Annotated in this window: 18 protein-coding genes; 13 read left to right on the top strand and 5 right to left on the bottom strand. The window is 35.4% G+C overall.

Translation table 11 applies throughout. The features are described 5' to 3' along the window. Positions 1-5 precede the first annotated feature (5 nt). The 3 genes from GQ589_RS06865 to narX form a co-directional block, all read right to left on the bottom strand. Positions 6-1028 carry a DUF4272 domain-containing protein gene (locus GQ589_RS06865; protein WP_160425306.1) on the bottom strand — a complete coding sequence of 341 codons (1023 nt, stop codon included), beginning with the start codon at positions 1026-1028 and terminating at the stop codon, positions 6-8. Positions 1029-1285: 257 nt separating this feature from the next. Next, positions 1286-1939: a two-component system response regulator NarL gene (gene narL, locus GQ589_RS06860; protein WP_160425305.1), complete on the bottom strand. Its 654-nt coding sequence runs from the start codon at positions 1937-1939 to the stop codon at positions 1286-1288. Continuing rightward, positions 1923-3752 (bottom strand): nitrate/nitrite two-component system sensor histidine kinase NarX, encoded by a 1830-nt coding sequence (gene narX / locus GQ589_RS06855; RefSeq protein WP_160425303.1) that lies wholly within the window; start codon positions 3750-3752, stop codon positions 1923-1925. Before narX ends, narL begins: the two co-directional genes overlap by 17 nt. A 232-nt stretch (positions 3753-3984) precedes the next feature. Here narX and rplU point away from each other — a divergent pair, with 232 nt between their 5' ends. The 4 genes from rplU (at position 3985) to cgtA (ending at position 6785) form a co-directional block, all read left to right on the top strand. Next, on the top strand, positions 3985-4293 hold the full coding sequence (gene rplU, locus GQ589_RS06850; RefSeq protein WP_065636425.1) for a 50S ribosomal protein L21: 309 nt from the start codon (positions 3985-3987) through the stop codon (positions 4291-4293). Positions 4294-4308: 15 nt separating this feature from the next. Then, a complete protein-coding gene (gene rpmA / locus GQ589_RS06845) occupies positions 4309-4569 on the top strand; it encodes a 50S ribosomal protein L27 (protein WP_025314437.1) in 261 nt (86 codons plus the stop codon). 84 nt (positions 4570-4653) lie between these two features. After that, entirely contained in the window at positions 4654-5619 is a 966-nt protein-coding gene (locus GQ589_RS06840) for a DMT family transporter (RefSeq protein WP_160400815.1), read from the top strand. Then, a complete protein-coding gene (cgtA, locus tag GQ589_RS06835) occupies positions 5619-6785 on the top strand; it encodes an Obg family GTPase CgtA (RefSeq protein WP_160411984.1) in 1167 nt (388 codons plus the stop codon). Before GQ589_RS06840 ends, cgtA begins: the two co-directional genes overlap by 1 nt. Positions 6786-7140: 355 nt before the next feature. Here the strand turns inward: cgtA and smrB are convergent, their stop codons facing one another. Together smrB and nth are read right to left on the bottom strand one after the other, a co-directional pair. Further along, positions 7141-7683, bottom strand: a complete 543-nt coding sequence (gene smrB / locus GQ589_RS06825) for an endonuclease SmrB (protein ID WP_160425301.1) — start codon at positions 7681-7683, stop codon at positions 7141-7143. A gap of 6 nt (positions 7684-7689) precedes the next feature. After that, positions 7690-8328 carry an endonuclease III gene (gene nth, locus GQ589_RS06820; protein WP_160425299.1) on the bottom strand — a complete coding sequence of 213 codons (639 nt, stop codon included), beginning with the start codon at positions 8326-8328 and terminating at the stop codon, positions 7690-7692. Positions 8329-8593: 265 nt separating this feature from the next. On the opposite strand from nth, the gene putP reads away from it, so the two are divergent. The 9 genes from putP (at position 8594) to der (ending at position 18704) form a co-directional block, all read left to right on the top strand. Continuing rightward, positions 8594-10081, top strand: a complete 1488-nt coding sequence (gene putP / locus GQ589_RS06815; protein WP_160425297.1) for a sodium/proline symporter PutP — start codon at positions 8594-8596, stop codon at positions 10079-10081. Positions 10082-10137: 56 nt separating this feature from the next. Beyond that, positions 10138-11409, top strand: coding sequence for a tyrosine--tRNA ligase (tyrS, locus tag GQ589_RS06810; RefSeq protein WP_202115040.1), 1272 nt, complete (start codon positions 10138-10140; stop codon positions 11407-11409). Positions 11410-11413: 4 nt separating this feature from the next. Further along, the gene (gene pdxY, locus GQ589_RS06805) at positions 11414-12280 is read left to right on the top strand and encodes a pyridoxal kinase PdxY (protein WP_160400809.1); all 867 of its coding nucleotides are present in this window, start codon (positions 11414-11416) and stop codon (positions 12278-12280) included. 69 nt (positions 12281-12349) lie between these two features. Then, positions 12350-12790 carry a RodZ family helix-turn-helix domain-containing protein gene (locus GQ589_RS06800; RefSeq protein ID WP_160425295.1) on the top strand — a complete coding sequence of 147 codons (441 nt, stop codon included), beginning with the start codon at positions 12350-12352 and terminating at the stop codon, positions 12788-12790. An 86-nt stretch (positions 12791-12876) separates the two neighbouring features. After that, positions 12877-13986 carry a flavodoxin-dependent (E)-4-hydroxy-3-methylbut-2-enyl-diphosphate synthase gene (gene ispG / locus GQ589_RS06795; protein WP_160411981.1) on the top strand — a complete coding sequence of 370 codons (1110 nt, stop codon included), beginning with the start codon at positions 12877-12879 and terminating at the stop codon, positions 13984-13986. A 24-nt stretch (positions 13987-14010) separates the two neighbouring features. Beyond that, on the top strand, positions 14011-15288 hold the full coding sequence (gene hisS, locus GQ589_RS06790; RefSeq protein WP_160425293.1) for a histidine--tRNA ligase: 1278 nt from the start codon (positions 14011-14013) through the stop codon (positions 15286-15288). Between the two features lie 16 nt (positions 15289-15304). Further along, a complete protein-coding gene (locus GQ589_RS06785; protein ID WP_160425290.1) occupies positions 15305-16003 on the top strand; it encodes a tetratricopeptide repeat protein in 699 nt (232 codons plus the stop codon). 26 nt (positions 16004-16029) lie between these two features. Continuing rightward, positions 16030-17202 (top strand): outer membrane protein assembly factor BamB, encoded by a 1173-nt coding sequence (gene bamB, locus GQ589_RS06780; RefSeq protein WP_160425289.1) that lies wholly within the window; start codon positions 16030-16032, stop codon positions 17200-17202. 32 nt (positions 17203-17234) lie between these two features. Further along, positions 17235-18704, top strand: a complete 1470-nt coding sequence (gene der, locus GQ589_RS06775) for a ribosome biogenesis GTPase Der (protein WP_160425288.1) — start codon at positions 17235-17237, stop codon at positions 18702-18704. The last annotated feature ends 1 nt before the right edge of the window (position 18705 follow it).

Here is an 18705-nt window from a genome sequence, read left to right as displayed (position 1 = left end):
GATTATCAAGTTGGAGTATCTACATCATCCCAATCTGCATTTTCAAAGCAAGTTAACCAATTTAATGCATAATGGCGCTCTTGAATAACATCACTTATAATCGATGCGGGGGGTTGCTTATCTTTCATTCGAAAATCTGTGGTTATCCAATGTAAGCGGTAGTGCAAATCTAAAGCATCTAACAATTCACTAACAGGTCTTAAGGTCACTGTAGAAATGTCTTGCTCACTATGTTGCATTCCTTCGTCAACTAACGATGAAACATTACAGATAGTATCAGCAAAAGGGAGCTCAGATTGCCAATTGATCGCCCATTGTAAAGGTAATAGTGCTTCGTATTTCCAAGACATATCGATCACATCTTGCTCTGTTGGCTGCCCGCTATAAATAAAGTCACGTTCATTATTTGATAAAGCCGCAAATCCCATTGGGCAACGTTCTTTAAATTCCATCGGATTAATCGGATCATTTTCTCGAAAGCTTTCGGCTTGAATGCCTGTTAACATTATCGCTAAAGCACGTTTAGCTACTTCTTCAGGTGTTCTAAGTATTACTTCGGATTCAGCAATAACCGGTGGTAAATGTGTCGGCGTATGCAATCCCAATTTGGCTAAATACTGCTCATTTTTTGTTTTGCGCTTTAATGCTTCTGGTGGGTAAGGGATAACTGCATCTAAATCAATATCACCATCGGGATATTGCAATACATCTCCATCAGGATTACGAATAGTTCCATCCGGCATCAATATAATGGCATTTGCCTGCCAGCCCCAAGTGGTAAACTCACTGAAATTATCTTCTTCAATCTCAAAGGTAAATTGATGTTTAACTCGTTGGATATGGCGATACAAAGCATAACGACGTGAATTCATCTGCCCATCTCCTGCTTGCATGACATAACCGATAAAACCATCAAGGTGTTTCATCAATTCAGAATCATCTAATCCGCGATGATATAAACGTTCACAAGGGAAATCAATGGCTGGTGGATGAGTGACTGTAGAATAAGCATTAATCAATATTGGCATTTCAAACATTCCTATTTCAGATTTTGTGTGTTTTATGGCTATAAATAGCGGCTATTTGTTTGTGCAATTCTATTATAAGTTATCGTACCTTTCTAGTTTTCAATGCTCTGTTTCATTTTTTATGATGCTTGTTATTTTTTTGAATAAATAATGTTATTTACCAAATCGCCGAACAAGAAGATTTGGTGTTATACATCGTTTTGTCCTATAAGGTAACGCATAAAGATTTATCTATTTTTATTTTTCAGTGGATAAGATTATTCCTTACTTTGTAGATACCATACGGTCATTTCCATTCGTGATTTAAAATTGAGTTTTTTAAATATGCTTTTAATGTGTACTTTTACGGTACTTTCAACGATGCCAAGTTCTTTTGCAATCAATTTGTTTGATAAGCCTTGAACTAATAAGTTGAAAATTTCATTCTCTCTTGGTGTTAATAAACTTACATCATGGATTTTTTTTGGGGTTAATTCTTCTCCATAACGTAAATAATTGAGGATAATGTGTGAAATAGCATCATCCATAATAACTTTTCCAATCGAAATTTCTTTTAATGATATGAGAAAATCTTCTGGTTCCATATCTTTTAGTAAATATCCATCCGCACCAGTTTTTAGTGCAGTGATAATATCTTCTTTTGCATCTGATACAGTGAACATAATGATGAGACTAGATAGGTTTTTTTCTCGCAAATAACGTAATATTTCCAATCCATTAACATCCTGCATATTGATGTCAAGTAAAATGATATCTGGATCAAGTTCTTCTGCTAATTTAACACCCTCTATTCCCGAGCCAGTTTCTCCTACGATTTGAAAATGGCTTACTGTATTTATTAGCTGTTTCACGCCATTTCTTAACATAGGGTGATCATCAATAAGAAGTATTGAACTAGGTATTTTCTCCATTTTTTATTGTCTCAATTATCTGAAATGGAATGGTTTTATTAGCCTTAAATGTTACCACAATTTGTGTTCCTTTGTGAGGAAGGCTATTTATTGTTAAATTACCATTTAATATTTCAACTCTGTCTCGCATAATAATCAATCCATAGTGGTTATCTTGTTTAATATCATTTTGTAAACCAATGCCATTATCTTCTATGTGAATAGTAATAATGTTATCTTCATCCATTTTTAAACTGACAATAGCCTGTGTAGCTTTAGCGTGTTTATATATATTATTAAGCGCTTCGCGAATAATTTGTAGTAAATGAAAGGTATATTTACTATTGATAATATTTAGAGGCAATTGGTATTCAAGCTGAATATTGAATGGTAATTTTTCATTAAATTCTTCAATTAATTCCATTAAATTGGAATAAAACCCTGTTTGGCTTAAACGTAAACGAAATGAAGTAATCAGCTCTCTTAGTTGAGAATAGGTAATATTGACTTCTTTGCGCATCATTGTAAGTAACTCAATACTGTTTTGTGAGGTTAAGTCAGATTGCATTTGTAAACAGCTAAGGTGTATTTTTAAGCAGGATAGTGATTGAGCAATGGAATCATGTAGTTCTCTAGCCATTGCAGAGCGTTCTTTCATTAATAGATATTGTTTTTGTTGTTCTATTTGTCTATCTAGTTTTATTGCGGTAGTGATTTGCTCAATAAGCCCCATAATTAAGTTTTCTTGTTCATCAGTCAGTATTATTTCAGTTGGCTGAAAAGCAAATAATATCCCGTATTTTTGTTCGTTTTCTTGAAGATACCAATAACGCTGAACTCCTTTTGGGGAATTAGCTTTTGATGGGCTCAAACATGCATTACATTTGAGGTTTTGGCAATAAGGTAATTTTTGTTCATTATCGTAACTAATTTGTTGATAATTTTTAGGATCATCTGATTCATAAAAGCGTATTTGAAATTGTGTTAATGGGACTAATTCTTCTAGTTCTCGCAGGATTTTTAAACAACGTTCACATAATGGCGCTGAAGTATATAATTTCTTGGTGGCTTGATATTGGAACGAAATCATTTTATTGGTTTGCTGTAATCTAGCTGTTTTTTCTGCAACTTGCTTTTCTAGTAATAAATATTGTGATTCAATTTGAGCTGACATTTTATTGAAAGCATGTCCTAATAGATCAAACTCGTTTTTTTTCAATTTAATATTAAAACGTTGGCTAAAATCGTGATTAGTTATTGCCTCAGCCATTTCAATAAGTTTTTTCCACGGAATAAGGAGATAGTAACGTAAGTAATAAATTTGAATAATCAAAAAGCATATGATGATAACAATAAATAATTGTTGCAACTGAGAAATATAATAAATTTTGTTTTCGGTTTTTTGATCAATTTTTTGTACTAGATGATTGATATGAACTACATAGTTGTCTATGTCTGCTTTTATATCATCAATTTTTTTTGCCTGTTGGATTTTAGGTACAAGTTGAGTTTGCCAGTCAGTTTTTAATTGATTAAATTCATTTATTAATCCGTAACGTTTCAAAATCATTAAATGCTGCTGTGATGAAGAAATATCAATAAAAATATTTAAACGGTCATACTCTTTTTTGTTGAGGGGAATCATGCTAAGCAGTTGGTAGTTTTTCATTCTCAATAAACCTAGCTGATTAACCATGTATGCCCCACCTTTTGTATCATTGGCTACCTGAGTTGAAAACGATAGTGCTAATAAAGCAATGATACCTAAAAAAAACATTAATAACGTTAGGTGATTAATAATTGACATGGTGTAGTGAGTTTTTCTTTTTGGCATATTGATGTTCAGATTTCTATAATGAATGCTTGTGGAACAAATAATAATTTATGTTTTATTGTAACGTGAAAACAGTATGTATCTGATCTTTTTTGTCACTTTTTGCGATCTTTTAGTAAACAGCACTTGCAACAAGGATAAATTTTGCGTAAAATTCACGCCCTATAAGATTAATCTCGCAGACATATATGTTTAATCAAGTAATCGTCTGCTTTTTATTGCGGAGTTAAGTATGTACGCAGTTTTCCAAAGTGGTGGTAAACAACACCGAGTTAGCGAAGGTCAAGTCGTTCGCTTGGAAAAAATTGAAGTCGAAACTGGTTCAGAAATCGTTTTCGATAAAGTTTTAATGGTAGCAAATGGTGAAGACATCAAGGTTGGTGCTCCGTTTGTTGAAGGTGCAACAGTTAAAGCAGAAATTGTTGAGCATGGTCGTGGCGATAAAGTGAAAATTGTTAAATTCCGTCGTCGTAAACACTATCGTAAACAACAAGGTCACCGTCAGTGGTTTACTGATGTGAAGATCACTGCAATCGCTTAATAGGAGTATCGAACAATGGCACATAAGAAGGCTGGTGGTTCATCACGTAATGGTCGTGATTCCCAGAGTAAACGTTTAGGTGTTAAACGTTATGGTTCTCAAGAAGTTCTTGCTGGTAATATTTTAGTTCGTCAACGTGGAACCCAATTTCACCCAGGTACTAATGTAGGTTGTGGTCGTGACCATACCTTATTTGCTTTAATTGATGGACAAGTAAAATTCGAAGTTAAAGGACCTAAAAACCGTCGTTATGTTAGCGTTATTGCTAATAGTTAATTAAAAACGGTTTAAAAGTTATGGAAGCCTCACAGTCATTGTGGGGCTTTTTTCATTTCTTAAATTTATATAATATTATTTATTATGATAAAACAGCAAAATGTTAAATTAGGTTTTGCGTTAGCCATGTTAACCGCAATTTTGTGGGGATTAGTACCGATCGCAATGAAATATGCATTAGTGGTTATTGATCCATTAACTTTGGCTTGGTCACGTTTGGCAATTTCCGCAGTTGGTATCACGATATGGCTAGCCTATAAAAAGCAGTTTCCTAATTTATTGATGTTTAAAAAACGTCGACGTTTTATCTTACTGATGATTGCCGGATTTGGTTTACTCGGCAATTTTGCGTTATTTGCAAATGCTGTCCAGTACCTTTCTGCAACAACTTCTCAAGTTGTTGGTCAAATGGGGATTGTGATATTTATGATTTCAAGCGCTTTTGTTTTTAAAGAGCGGTTGAGACCGACACAGATAATTGGTATTTCTGTATTGTTAATGGGTCTAGGACTATTTTTTAATAAAAATATTACTGTTCTTTTTGCTAATATGTCTACTTATGGCATTGGTGTTTGGCTTGCGTTACTTGCCTCAATTTCATGGGCTGCTTATGCATTGGCTCAAAAAGTGTTATTACGTAAATTAGCTGCAGAACAGCTACTTTGGTTAATTTATCTTATTTGTACTGTATTTTTATGGCCATTTGCATCGCCAACGAAAATAGCCAATGCCGATCCAACTCAATTGTTCGCCATTATTTTTTGTGGTTTAAATACCATTATTGCTTATGGTGCGTTAGTTATGGCAATGGAACGTTGGCAAGCTGCACAGGTTAGTGCTATTACAACACTAACACCGTTGTTTGCTTTAATTTTTTCAGATCTGTTTGCTGTGATTTGGCCAGAAAAGTTTGCCATGCAGTATTTAAATATTTTAGGTTATATTGGTGCAGTTTCTGTAGTTGCTGGTGCAATGTTTGCAACAATTGGGCATTATTTATGGCATCCAAGAAAAGGCTGGCTGATTAACCAGAAGAAAGAGGAAGAATAATGAAATTTGTAGATGAAGCTTCAATCCGGGTCGAAGCTGGTGATGGTGGTAATGGTTGTGTCGGTTTTCGTCGAGAAAAGTACATTCCAAAAGGTGGCCCTGACGGTGGTGATGGTGGTGATGGTGGTGATGTATTTTTTATCGCTGATGAAAATCTCAATACATTGGTTGATTTCCAGTTTGAAAAGAATTATCGAGCCGAACGTGGTCAAAATGGGCAAGGTTCAGATTGTACTGGTAAAAGAGGGAAAGATATTACCGTTAAGGTTCCTGTTGGAACAAGAATTACTGACAAATATACAGGTGAAATTATTGGCGATTTAACCCATCATCAGCAAAAAGTGTTAGTTGCGAAAGGTGGATTTCATGGACTTGGAAATGCACGATTTAAGTCATCGGTTAATCGAGCACCAAGACAAAAAACAGATGGTACACCGGGTGAAAAACGTGATGTTTTGTTAGAATTATTATTGCTTGCCGATGTTGGTATGTTAGGATTACCAAATGCTGGTAAATCAACTTTTATTCGTTCTGTATCAGCTGCAAAACCTAAAGTAGCAGACTACCCTTTTACGACGTTAGTACCGAGTTTAGGCGTTGTTAGAATGGATAATGAACAAAGTTTTGTGGTTGCTGATATTCCAGGATTAATCGAAGGAGCATCAGATGGTGCAGGGCTTGGTATTCGTTTTCTGAAACATCTGGAACGTTGTCGTGTTTTAGTTCATTTGATTGATATTGCTCCAATTGATGGATCAGACCCAATTGAAAATGCTAAAGTGATTATTCAAGAACTTCATCAATATAGTGAAAAACTAGCAAATAAACCACGCTGGTTAGTATTTAATAAAATGGATGTTTTAGGTGAAGAAGAAAGTGCTAAACGCGCTGCAGAAATTGCTAAAGCACTTGATTGGGATGACAAATATTATGTCATTTCAGCGTTTAATCATGAGGGGGTAAAACCGTTATGTTGGGACTTAATGGAATATATTAACGCACACCCTCGGGAAGAGGAACAAGAAGAATCATCACCTGAAAAAGTTGAATTTATGTGGGATGATTATCATCAACAAGCCATGGATGACGCTTTTGATGATGACGATGATTTTGATGATTGGGACGAAAGCGATGAAGAGGGTGTTGAGTTTATTTATCAAAAATAATCAGTAGCGGTAATGCTATTGTGGCATCTTTTCCTAATTCATGTTATCTCAAATAATTGATTGAATTTATTAAAAAAGCAGGGAGCCTTCCCTGCTTTTTTGTCATTTCTTATTTTTTATAGTTAAATTAAAATTTTATTGATTTTAAGATTATTTTTTTATTTCAAGAAAAGGAAAATAATGCTTGATTTTGGTAATAATAATCATTATCATTTAAATGTACTTTATTGGAGCTCGAAAGACTTCTGAAAAAGTATGACATTGCTCACATTGCTTCCAATGTTTGCCAGCCTAGCATTTGTTAAGCTGGCTTTTTTATTTTTGTGCGATTCATCATTATTCTAACTTTCAAATACTAGCTATTTGCTAATTCATTATTGATATCAAATAAAACAAGTAATGCTGCGCTACCACCATATTCTTTAGGTGCTTGATGAAAACAGACAATATTCGGATGTTGAGCTAACCACATAGGTGTCTGTTTTTTTAAAATGTTTTTTCCATGTCCATACATGATGCACGCACAATGTGCGTTTTCTCGTAAACAAGCAGCAATAAGTGCAGCGATCTCTTTTTTGGCTTCTTTTTGGGTTAATCCATGTAGATCTAAAAAAAACTCAGGTTCATAAAATCCACGACCTAGTTTTTTTACTTCGTATGGATCGGCGTTTTCTCGACTATAGCGAATAGGATCTTCTTGCAATAGTGGCTGATAATCATCGGAAAAATAAAACTCAGCATGATTTTTTTCATATTGTAGTTTTTCTGTAGCAATTATTTTTTGAGACCGTTTTAATGGTTTGTGAATAACGGTATCTTGCTTAAGCTTTTTTGTATTACCAATGCTGCTTTTAAATAAGTTTATATCATCTTGGTCTAAATTAAATTTGTTTTGCATTGATTTTCACTCTGGGTAAACTTTTTGTTTAAATTCGCATAAGTCTTCAATAACACAAGCACCGCATCGGGGTTTTCTGGCAATACAGGTATAACGACCATGTAAAATGAACCAATGGTGGCAATTTATTTTGTATTCTTCCGGAACTACTTTAAGCAATTTTTGTTCAACGGCTTCAACAGTTTTTCCTGGTGCAAAGCCTGTACGGTTACTTACTCTAAATATGTGAGTATCAACGGCGATAGTCGGCCAACCAAAAGCCGTATTTAATACGACATTTGCTGTTTTACGTCCAACGCCAGGTAACTCAATCAGTGCGTTAAAATCTTCGGGTACTTTGCCTTGATACTTATCAACTAAAATTTGGCACGTTTTTATTATGTTTTCAGCTTTACTATTGTAAAGCCCAATTGTGCGAATATAGTTTTTTAAATTATCAACACCAAGAGCTAGAATTTGTTCAGCAGTATTTGCAATAGCAAATAATGGTTTTGTAGCTTTATTTACGCTAACATCTGTTGCTTGTGCCGAAAGAACTACCGCGATTAGTAGTTCAAAAGGTGTTTGATAAACTAGTTCTGTTGTAGGATCTTTAATATGATCCTTTAATTTTTGTAGAATTTGTATTCTGGTCGATTGTTTCACAAAGTTATTATATTAAAAATAGCATGCTACATATTATATACTTTTATTTACTATTTATCTGTAGCTCATATTTAGTTTTTATATACGCTTGGCAACAAAATACATCAGCAACCATTATAAACTGTCAATGACATTTATTTTAAACGTTGTACAAATTTTAGATATTGGCGTATTTATATTCCTAATCATCGACTTTTTAGCATGGTGATTTTATGATAAGCTAGCCAACTATTTTTTAATTTCATCAAACAAGGTTTTTTTAGATATGTCCTTACCAATGATTGTCACCTTTGCTGTGTACATTTTAGGCATGATTGCTATTGGCTATTTTGCGTTTCGATCAACGCAGAATTTTGGTGACTATATTTTAGGTGGGCGCCGTATCGGTAGTGTCGTGACTGCGCTTTCAGCTGGTGCTTCAGATATGAGTGGTTGGTTATTAATGGGGCTACCTGGTGCTGTTTTTTTATTTGGTGTTTCACAAAGTTGGATTGCTATTGGTTTGATAATCGGTGCTTATCTTAATTGGTTACTTATTGCAGGACGATTACGTGTTTTTACTGAAATTAATCATAACTCTTTAACATTACCCGACTATTTTGCTCGCCGATTTGACGATAAAAGCTCTTTATTGCGTATTATTTCAGCGGTGATTATTCTTATCTTTTTTACTATTTATTGTGCATCTGGGGTTGTTGCTGGCGCTAAATTATTTGAAAGCACATTTGGTATGAGTTATGGCTGGGCAATGTTAGCCGGAGCTGGAGCAACAATTATTTATACCTTTATTGGTGGATTTTTGGCTGTAAGTTGGACTGATACCATTCAAGCTAGTTTGATGATGTTTGCCCTTATTTTAACGCCAATTATGGTTATGGTGAATGCTGGAGGATTTTCTGATGCAATGATTTATATTGAATCACTTAATTCTGATTACACCAATTTATTTTCCCATATGGATTTTATTGCAATTATTTCACTATTAGGTTGGGGACTTGGCTATTTTGGTCAACCGCATATTTTAGCTCGGTTTATGGCCGCTGATTCACATGATGTAATGAAAAATGCCCGTAGAATTAGTATGACTTGGATGATTCTATGTTTAGTTGGTGCAATCACGGTTGGTTTTTTTGGTATTGCTTTTTTTGCTCATCATCCCGATTTGGCTTACTTGATTAATGATGGTAAACATGAACGTATTTTTATTGAATTATCAAAATTACTCTTTAATCCTTGGATTGCAGGTGTTTTGTTGGCCGCCATTTTAGCGGCAGTAATGAGTACATTAAGCTGTCAATTACTTGTTTGTTCAAGTGCGCTAACCGAAGATTTTTATCGCGCATTTTTTAGACCAAAAGCACAACAAAAAGAACTGGTTTGGGTTGGGCGTATTATGGTGTTATTGGTTTCAGTTATTGCTATTTTATTGGCGATAAATCCCAATAATAGTGTACTTGATTTGGTGAGTCATGCATGGGCTGGTTTTGGTGCCGCGTTTGGTCCAATTATTGTTTTTTCAGTATTTTGGTCTCGAATGACACGTAACGGTGCATTAGCTGGTATGATTGTTGGAGCTGCAACTGTATTGCTTTGGATTAATTTTAATTGGTTTAATCTTTATTCCCTTATTCCTGGCTTTTTATTTGCCTCTATTGCGATTGTGGTTTTTAGCCTTTTTGACAAAAAGCCTAATGAAATAGTGGAAGATCATTTTAAACAAGCGTATAAACGTTATCATAACAAAGCAGAATAAATCTTATTTTAAAGTAAAGTAGAATATAAACGTAAAAAATTTAATAGGTAAATATCATGACAAAAAATGTGATCAAACAACTGCAAGAGCGTGGGCTGATTGCTCAGCTTACTGATGAAAAAGCTCTAATAGAACTAATAGAACAAAATCCTATTGCGCTTTATTGTGGTTTTGATCCTACTGCCGATAGTTTGCATCTTGGTCATTTAGTACCATTACTTTGTTTGAAGCGTTTTCAATTAGCTGGGCATAAACCGATTGCTTTGGTTGGTGGTGCAACTGGTCTAATTGGTGATCCGAGTTTTAAAGCAGTTGAACGCAAACTCAATACTGAAGAGACCGTAGTTGAGTGGAGCGAAAAAATTAAGCAACAAGTTTCTCCGTTTTTGGATTTTAATTGCGGTGAAAATGCAGCGATTGTTGCTAATAACTACGATTGGTTTAGCGGTATGAATGTGCTAACTTTTTTGCGTGATGTTGGTAAGTATTTTTCAGTTAATTCAATGATTAATAAAGAGTCAGTGAAACAGCGTATTGATCGTGATGAAGTAGGAATTTCATTTACCGAATTTTCTTATAGTTTGTTACAGTCGTATGATTTTGCTTGTTTGAACAAATCGCATGATGTTGTTTTACAAATTGGTGGTTCGGATCAGTGGGGTAACATTACTGCTGGTATTGATTTAACTCGTCGCTTACATCAAAAACAAGTTTATGGTTTGACAGTGCCGTTAATCACTAAATCAGATGGTACTAAATTTGGTAAAACTGAAAGTGGAGCAGTATGGCTTGATCCTAAAAAGACTAGCCCATATAAATTCTATCAGTTTTGGATCAATACTGCTGATGCAGATGTTTATCGCTTCTTAAAATTCTTTACCTTTATGCCGTTAAGTGAAATTGACGCATTAGAGGAAGAGGATAAAAATAGTGGTGTTGCACCTCGCGCGCAATACGTACTTGCTGAACAAGTTACTCGCTTAGTCCATGGTGAAGATGGGCTTGTTGCAGCAAAACGCATTACAGAAAGCCTGTTTTCAGGTAAATTAACTGATCTATCTGAAGCTGATTTTGAGCAATTAGCTCAAGATGGTATGCCAACATTAGCTGTTGAAAGTGATGTCGATTTACAACAAGCTATCGTTAATGCACAGTTTGCTCCGTCAAGAGGTCAGGCTAGAACGATGATCGAATCCAATGCTATTTCAATTAATGGTGAACGTAATACTACAACAGATTATCGTTTTACTGATAGCGATAAGCTTTTTAATCGTTATACTTTACTTCGTCGTGGCAAAAAATATTATTGCTTGTTAATTTGGGGTTAATCTCATGAAAAATATTTTATCGATTCAGTCACATGTTGTTTTTGGTCATGCAGGAAATAGCGCAGCTGAATTTCCTATTCGTCGATTAGGTGTTAATGTTTGGCCGTTAAACACCGTACAATTTTCTAACCATACTCAATATCGCCAATGGACTGGAACGGTAATGTCAGCATCTCATTTAACAGAGATTGCCGATGGAATTCATGAAATTGATGAATTGAAACGTTGTGATGCGGTATTAAGTGGCTATATGGGATCACCAGAGCAAGGCAATGCTATTATCGAGATTGTTAAAAAGGTAAAAGCTGTTAATCCAAATGCGATTTATCTTTGTGATCCTGTAATGGGTCATCCTGAAAAAGGTTGTTTTGTTGCACCTGGTGTATCAGAGTTTTTATGTAATACCGCTTTGCCTGTGGCTGATATGATGGCACCGAATATTTTAGAACTTGAAGAACTAAATGGTAAACAACGTATCAATAATGTTGACGAAGCAATATTAGCTTGTAGGCAATTATGTAAAAAAGGACCTAAAGCAATTTTAGTTAAACATTTAAGCCGTGCAGGATATAAAAATGATCGTTTTGAAATGTTGCTTGTGACTCAAAACGAAGCGTGGCATATAGATCGCCCACTTGTTGATTTTGGTGTAAGGCAGCCAGTTGGTGTTGGTGATATGACTAGTGGACTGTTTTTAGCAAATATTTTGCTTGGTAAATCGTTGGTTGAGGCTTTTGAACACACGACTTCTGCCGTGTATGCTGTTATGCTTGAAACCTTAAAACAAGATGAATATGAACTACAATTAGTTGCAGCCCAAAATGAAATAGAAAAGCCGACACAGTGGTTTAGTGCGAAAAAAATTGCTTAATTGTAAAAGTATGCAAAAGTATGTAAAATTATGTTGACTAATGGTTAGTATGAAATTTATGAGGGGATAATGGACAATATTTCATTAGGAGTCATGCTCACAGATTTACGAGAACAAATGGGGTTAACTCAAGATGATATTGCCAATAAAATTCATGTGAGAAAAACTGTAATTGACGATATAGAAAAAGACCAATTACCCCAAGCGCCTTTCGTTTTTGTAAAAGGCTATATTCGTTCTTATGCCGAAATCGTTGGCTTATCGGCTGAGCAATATCAGCCTTACATCAATGAATTAACCGAGCAGTCTAAATCTCAACAAAAGAAAATTAAAATCAAAACGCTTATAGTTAAAAAAAGAAGTAAAGCACCTTTTATTTTTATGGGTATATTTATTCTTCTTTGTGTTCTTGGTGTGGCTTTATATTTTATTAATAAAGATGATAAAAGTCATTTTGTTGAAGTCAGTCATTATGTTTCCCCATCTTCTTTTAACCATGTTAATAGTTAGCAAATTTTGTTATTCTCATACAGACATTTGCTTTAAATCTTGTTAAGATTGTTAGCTGGTTATTTTGTAATATCATTAGGCATGTTATGAGTCATCCTGATTCACCTATTATTAGACGAGAATCTACCCGAATTTATGTCGGTAGTGTGCCGATAGGTGGTGGTGCTCCTATCGCTGTTCAATCGATGACAAATACTCGTACAACGGATGTTGAAAAGACTGTTGCTCAAATTCGAGCACTTGAACGTGTAGGTGTTGATATTGTGCGAGTATCCGTTCCAACGATGGATGCAGCTGAAGCATTTAAATTAATTAAACAGCAAACTAACGTTCCACTTATTGCTGATATTCATTTTGATTATCGTATCGCTTTGAAAGTAGCGGAATATGGTGTTGATTGTTTAAGAATTAATCCCGGAAATATAGGGAATGAATCAAGAATCCGTGCTGTTGTTGATTGTGCCAGAGACAAAAATATTCCCATTCGCATTGGTGTTAATTCAGGATCACTTGAAAAAGATATTCAAGAAAAATATGGTGAACCAACACCACAAGCGATTGTTGACTCAGCAATGCGCCACGTGGATATACTTGATCGATTTAATTTCGAACAATTTAAAGTGAGTGTAAAAGCATCAGATGTGTTTACTGCTGTTGATGCTTATCGCTTATTGGCTAAGCAAATTAAGCAACCATTGCATTTAGGTATTACCGAAGCCGGTGGTGTTCGTAGTGGTGCAGTTAAATCAGCAATAGGATTAGGATTATTATTATCAGAAGGAATTGGTGATACACTTCGCGTATCTTTAGCAGCCGATCCAACTGAAGAGGTAAAAGTAGGATTTGATATTTTAAAATCACTACGTATACGATCTCGTGGCATTAACTTTATTGCGTGTCCAACCTGTTCTCGCCAAGAGTTTGATGTCATTAGCACAGTCAACGCATTAGAACAACGGTTAGAAGACATCATTATACCGATGGATGTATCTATTATTGGTTGTGTGGTTAACGGTCCTGGTGAGGCTTTAGCTTCAACGATGGGCGTTGCTGGTGGTCATAATAAAAGTGGCTTTTATGAAGATGGTGTGCGTATCGGTCGTATTGATAACGAAAGAATGATTGATGAATTAGAAGCTAAAATTCGAGCTAAAGCATTAATTTTGAAAAATCGAATTGTAGCAACGGAATTATAATTTTATTTAATAGCGAATGAACGAATGACAGAAAAAAAAATCCAATCTATACGTGGGATGAATGATTTACTTCCTACAGATAGTGCAAGTTGGCAACAGATTGAAAAAATTGTTAAAGGTGTATTAAATAGCTATGGCTATAATGAAATAAGAACACCAATAGTTGAAGATACCGCACTATTTAAGCGAGCTGTGGGCGAGGTCACCGATATTGTTGAGAAAGAGATGTATACTTTCAATGATCGTAATGATGAAAGCATCACTCTACGCCCTGAAATTACTGCGGGTTGTGTTCGTGCAGGTATTGAACACGGACTTTTTTATAATCAAGAACAACGCCTTTGGTATTTAGGACCCGCTTTTCGTTACGAAAAACCACAAAAAGGACGTTATCGTCAATTTCATCAGTTTGGTGTTGAAGTCTTTGGGCTTGAAGGACCAAACATTGATGCAGAGCTTATTCTTTTAACTGCACGCTTTTGGAAAGCGTTAGGTCTGGAAAATCATACGTCCTTAGAACTCAATTCAATTGGATCACTTGAAGCAAGAGCCAATTATCGAAATGCACTTGTTGCTTTTCTTGAGCAATATAAAGACAAATTGGATGAAGACTGTTTACGTAGAATGTATACTAATCCATTACGAGTCCTTGACTCAAAAAATCCAGTTGTGCAGGAGCTACTTAATCAGGCGCCAAAATTGTTTGATTATTTAGACGAAGAATCGAAACAACATTTTGAAGGGTTATGTCGTCTACTGGATAATGCAGGGATAAAATATAATATTAATCAGCGATTAGTTCGTGGTTTAGATTACTATAACCGTACTGTATTTGAATGGGTAACCACTAGTTTAGGTGCACAAGGTACTGTTTGTGGTGGTGGTCGTTATGATGGGTTAGTTAGCCAACTTGGTGGGCAACCGACACCAGCAGTTGGGTTTGCAATGGGGGTTGAGCGTTTAGTATTATTAGTTCAAGCTGTTAATCCATCATTCAATTGTGATAATTCAATTGACGTGTATATGATCTCATCGGGCGATGAAAAGACAATTTCAGTTGCACAAAATATTGCTGAGTTATTACGCGATAGCCTACCTAATTGGCGAATTATGACAAATTATGGTAGTAGTAATTTTAAAAAACAATTTGCCAAGGCTGATAAATTAGGTGCTAAAATAGCGATTATTATTGGTGAAAATGAACTAACTAATCAGTCTGTAATGATTAAAAATTTACAAACAGGCGAACAAATTGAAGTAGCACAAAAAGAAGTTGTCCAAACTTGTTTAGCGATTAAGTAAAGAATAGGAGAAAAACGTGAGTCATCAATTATCGAGTGAAGAACAACTTGAAGAAATAAAAAGCTTTTTTGCTAAAAGATGGAAAATTATGGTTGCCATTGTGGTGATCGGATTATTGGCTTTTTATGGTTGGCGCTATTGGCAATCATATAAAACTGAAAAGGCAATTGAATATTCAGATAAGTACGAGCAGCTAATTGCTGAGTTAGATGATGCTAAGACAGATTCTGTTAATGAATTGGTCTCTTTTGCTAAAGACAACAATACTATTTACGGTGTATTTGCTAGTTTGCGTGCGGCTAAATTTTATGTTGAAGTTTTAAAAGACTACCACGGCGCGCAAGAATTATTAGTTGATGCATTAAAGAAAACTGACTCAGAACCGATTAAAACGATTATTAATATTCGTATTGCGCGATTACAATATCAACAAGGTCAATATCAAGAAAGTTTAACTTCGTTAAGCCATATTAATAATGAAAGCTGGGGAGCAGTAATTAACGATCTTCGTGGCGATGTCTTTGTTAAAATGACACATTATGCTGATGCTGTCGATGCTTACAACGTTGCGCTAACCTCTTCACCAACCCCAGATTTAGAAGAAATCATTAAAATGAAGCTGAATCAAGCCGAATATTTAAAAGCAAAGCAACAAGTTGAACAAGAAGCCCAAGCGGCCAAAGAAAAGCAAGCAACAGAAGAAAGTAAAAATTAATTTATCCTGCTATAAGGGTCTATACAATGAAGTTATCTAAATATTTTTTTACTGGTGTTTTTATGTTTTCACTCGTTGGATGCTCTTTATTCGGTAAAGAAGAAGATATTGTTCAAGTTTCACCGTCACCAACGATAAACAATCAATTTCCTATTCAGCAAGTATGGAAAAATAGCACTGCAGGCAATACTCATATTTATTCATTATTAGGTCCGATTAATTATGATAATGTTATTTATGTAGCTAGTCGTAGTGGGCAAGTTAAAGCTATTGAATTATCAAACGGTAAAACATTGTGGGATGTAAATCTATCAAAAAGTACACTTTTTAGTAGCAAAACTGCATTATTTTCAGGAGGCGTAAGTGCTGATGATAAATATGTCTATGTGGGCAGTGAGCGAGCTATTGTGTATGCATTAGATCGTCAAGACGGAAAAGTAGTATGGGAAAAACCAGTAAAGGGCGAAGTTATTGCTCGTCCTGTATCTTCTGAAGACAAATTAATCATTCATACCGCAAGTGGCATTCTTCAAGGTCTAAATCGTGATACGGGTGATAATTTGTGGGATGTATCCTTAGAAGTTCCGGCATTGTCGCTAAGAGGTAACTCGACGCCAACAATTGCTCATGGTGCAGCTATTTTTGGCGATGATAATGGGCGAGTAAATGCTTACTATATTAATGATGGTCAATTAATTTGGCAGCAACGTATTTCGCAACCATCAGGCTCTACTGAAATTGCAAAATTAAATGATGTTGATTCAACCCCCGTTGTTGAAGGTAATTTAGTTTATTCAGTTGGTTATAATGGTAGTATTGTTGCACTTGATTTAAGTGACGGACAACCAGTTTGGCGTAAAGAGCTTGGTTCTATTCACAGCTTTGCTGTTGATACCAATCGATTATTTGTTATTGATCAAAACGATAACGTTCAAGCTATTACTAAAAATGGTGGTGCAGTGCTTTGGACCAAATCAGATCTTAGTCATCGTCAGTTAACTGATCCTGTTTTTTACCAAAATTATATTGTGTTTGGTGATTTTGAAGGTTACCTATACTGGCTAAATACAGAAAATGGTGAACTTGTCGCAAAAACACAAGTGAGTAGTAGTGGATTAATATCTAAACCATTAGTGGTAGACAATAAAGTCATTGTTCAAGCTAAAAATGGTGATATTTACGCTTTTACAAAAAATTAATATACAAGATTAAAGCAATTTAGAGAAGAAACATGGTACCTGTTGTAGCACTTGTTGGTCGTCCAAATGTTGGAAAGTCGACTTTATTTAATCGGTTAACGAGAACCCGAGATGCATTAGTAGCGGACTTTCCTGGATTAACACGTGATCGTAAGTATGGGCGAGCAGAAATTAAGGGCCATGAGTATATCTTGATTGATACGGGTGGTATTGATGGCACTGAAGATGGGGTTGAAAGCTTTATGGCTGAACAATCCCTACAAGCCATAGAAGAAGCTGATATCGTTCTTTTTTTAGTTGATGCTAGAGCGGGAGCAATGCCTGCGGATCATGCTATTGCTAAGCACTTGCGTTCTCGCCAAAAAGCTACTTTTTTAGTTGCCAATAAAATTGACGGAATCGACACTGATAGCGCAATTTCTGATTTTTATGGTTTAGGATTAGGCGAAATTTACCCAATAGCGGCCAGTCATGGTCGTGGGGTCAGCGTATTGATTGAAACTGTATTAGATCCTATTTTTCAGTTTGATGATGAACAAAATAGTGATTTTGATGACGACGAACAATCTAACGACTTAGCGCTGTCTTATGATGATTCCGAGTTTAATAATACAGAATCATTAATCAACCAACCAATCAAAGTAGCGATAGTTGGACGACCAAATGTTGGTAAGTCTACACTAACTAACCGTATTTTAGGAGAAGAGCGAGTCGTTGTTTATGACATGCCCGGCACAACGCGCGACAGTATTTACATACCAATGACGCGGGATGAGCGTGAATATATCTTGATTGACACGGCTGGCGTGCGTAAACGTGGAAAAGTCACCGAAACGGTTGAAAAATTTTCCGTCATTAAAACGTTACAAGCAATTGAAGATGCTAATGTGGTAATTTTAGTGATTGATGCCAGAGAAGGCGTTTCGGATCAAGACTTATCGTTACTGGGTTTTATTATCAATAGTGGGCGCTCACTGGTTATTGCGGTTAATAAATGGGATGGTTTGTCTCAAGATATCAAAGAACAAGTTAAAGCAACACTTGATGATCGACTTGATTTTATTGATTTTGCGCGTGTGCACTTTATCTCTGCTCTTCATGGTAGTGGTGTAGGTAACTTATTTGACTCAATTCAAGAAGCCTATGATTGTGCAACTCGACGAATCAATACGGCATTATTAACCAAAATTATGCAAATGGCACAAGATGATCACCAACCACCATTGGTAAAAGGACGTCGAGTTAAATTAAAATATGCTCATGCAGGTGGTTATAACCCACCCATTGTTGTAATTCATGGTAACCAAGTTGAAGATCTACCAGATTCTTATAAGCGTTATTTGATGAACTATTTTAGACGTTCGTTAAAAATTATGGGTTCACCTATTCGAATTCAATTTAAAGAAGGCAACAATCCATTTGAGGGTAGAAAAAACAGCTTAACTGCCTCACAACAGCGCAAACGACGCCGATTGATGAAACATGTAAGAGGGCGAAAATAAT

It is taken from the genome of Gilliamella sp. Pas-s27 (genome assembly GCF_009795865.1).
Taxonomy (GTDB): domain Bacteria; phylum Pseudomonadota; class Gammaproteobacteria; order Enterobacterales; family Orbaceae; genus Gilliamella.
The sequence above is the reverse complement of the archived record's forward strand: the minus strand, read 5'-3'. Positions and strand labels throughout refer to the sequence as shown.

What these genes read in the sequence shown, in the direction of transcription:
- GQ589_RS06865 (WP_160425306.1), bottom strand. Translation starts at nt 1,028, where the DNA reads ATGCCAATATTGATTAATGCTTATTCTACAGTCACTCATCCACCAGCC.
- narL (WP_160425305.1), bottom strand. Translation starts at nt 1,939, where the DNA reads ATGGAGAAAATACCTAGTTCAATACTTCTTATTGATGATCACCCTATG.
- narX (WP_160425303.1), bottom strand. Translation starts at nt 3,752, where the DNA reads ATGCCAAAAAGAAAAACTCACTACACCATGTCAATTATTAATCACCTA.
- rplU (WP_065636425.1), top strand. Translation starts at nt 3,985, where the DNA reads ATGTACGCAGTTTTCCAAAGTGGTGGTAAACAACACCGAGTTAGCGAA.
- rpmA (WP_025314437.1), top strand. Translation starts at nt 4,309, where the DNA reads ATGGCACATAAGAAGGCTGGTGGTTCATCACGTAATGGTCGTGATTCC.
- GQ589_RS06840 (WP_160400815.1), top strand. Translation starts at nt 4,654, where the DNA reads ATGATAAAACAGCAAAATGTTAAATTAGGTTTTGCGTTAGCCATGTTA.
- cgtA (WP_160411984.1), top strand. Translation starts at nt 5,619, where the DNA reads ATGAAATTTGTAGATGAAGCTTCAATCCGGGTCGAAGCTGGTGATGGT.
- smrB (WP_160425301.1), bottom strand. Translation starts at nt 7,683, where the DNA reads ATGCAAAACAAATTTAATTTAGACCAAGATGATATAAACTTATTTAAA.
- putP (WP_160425297.1), top strand. Translation starts at nt 8,594, where the DNA reads ATGTCCTTACCAATGATTGTCACCTTTGCTGTGTACATTTTAGGCATG.
- tyrS (WP_202115040.1), top strand. Translation starts at nt 10,138, where the DNA reads ATGACAAAAAATGTGATCAAACAACTGCAAGAGCGTGGGCTGATTGCT.
- pdxY (WP_160400809.1), top strand. Translation starts at nt 11,414, where the DNA reads ATGAAAAATATTTTATCGATTCAGTCACATGTTGTTTTTGGTCATGCA.
- GQ589_RS06800 (WP_160425295.1), top strand. Translation starts at nt 12,350, where the DNA reads ATGGACAATATTTCATTAGGAGTCATGCTCACAGATTTACGAGAACAA.
- ispG (WP_160411981.1), top strand. Translation starts at nt 12,877, where the DNA reads ATGAGTCATCCTGATTCACCTATTATTAGACGAGAATCTACCCGAATT.
- hisS (WP_160425293.1), top strand. Translation starts at nt 14,011, where the DNA reads ATGACAGAAAAAAAAATCCAATCTATACGTGGGATGAATGATTTACTT.
- bamB (WP_160425289.1), top strand. Translation starts at nt 16,030, where the DNA reads ATGAAGTTATCTAAATATTTTTTTACTGGTGTTTTTATGTTTTCACTC.
- der (WP_160425288.1), top strand. Translation starts at nt 17,235, where the DNA reads ATGGTACCTGTTGTAGCACTTGTTGGTCGTCCAAATGTTGGAAAGTCG.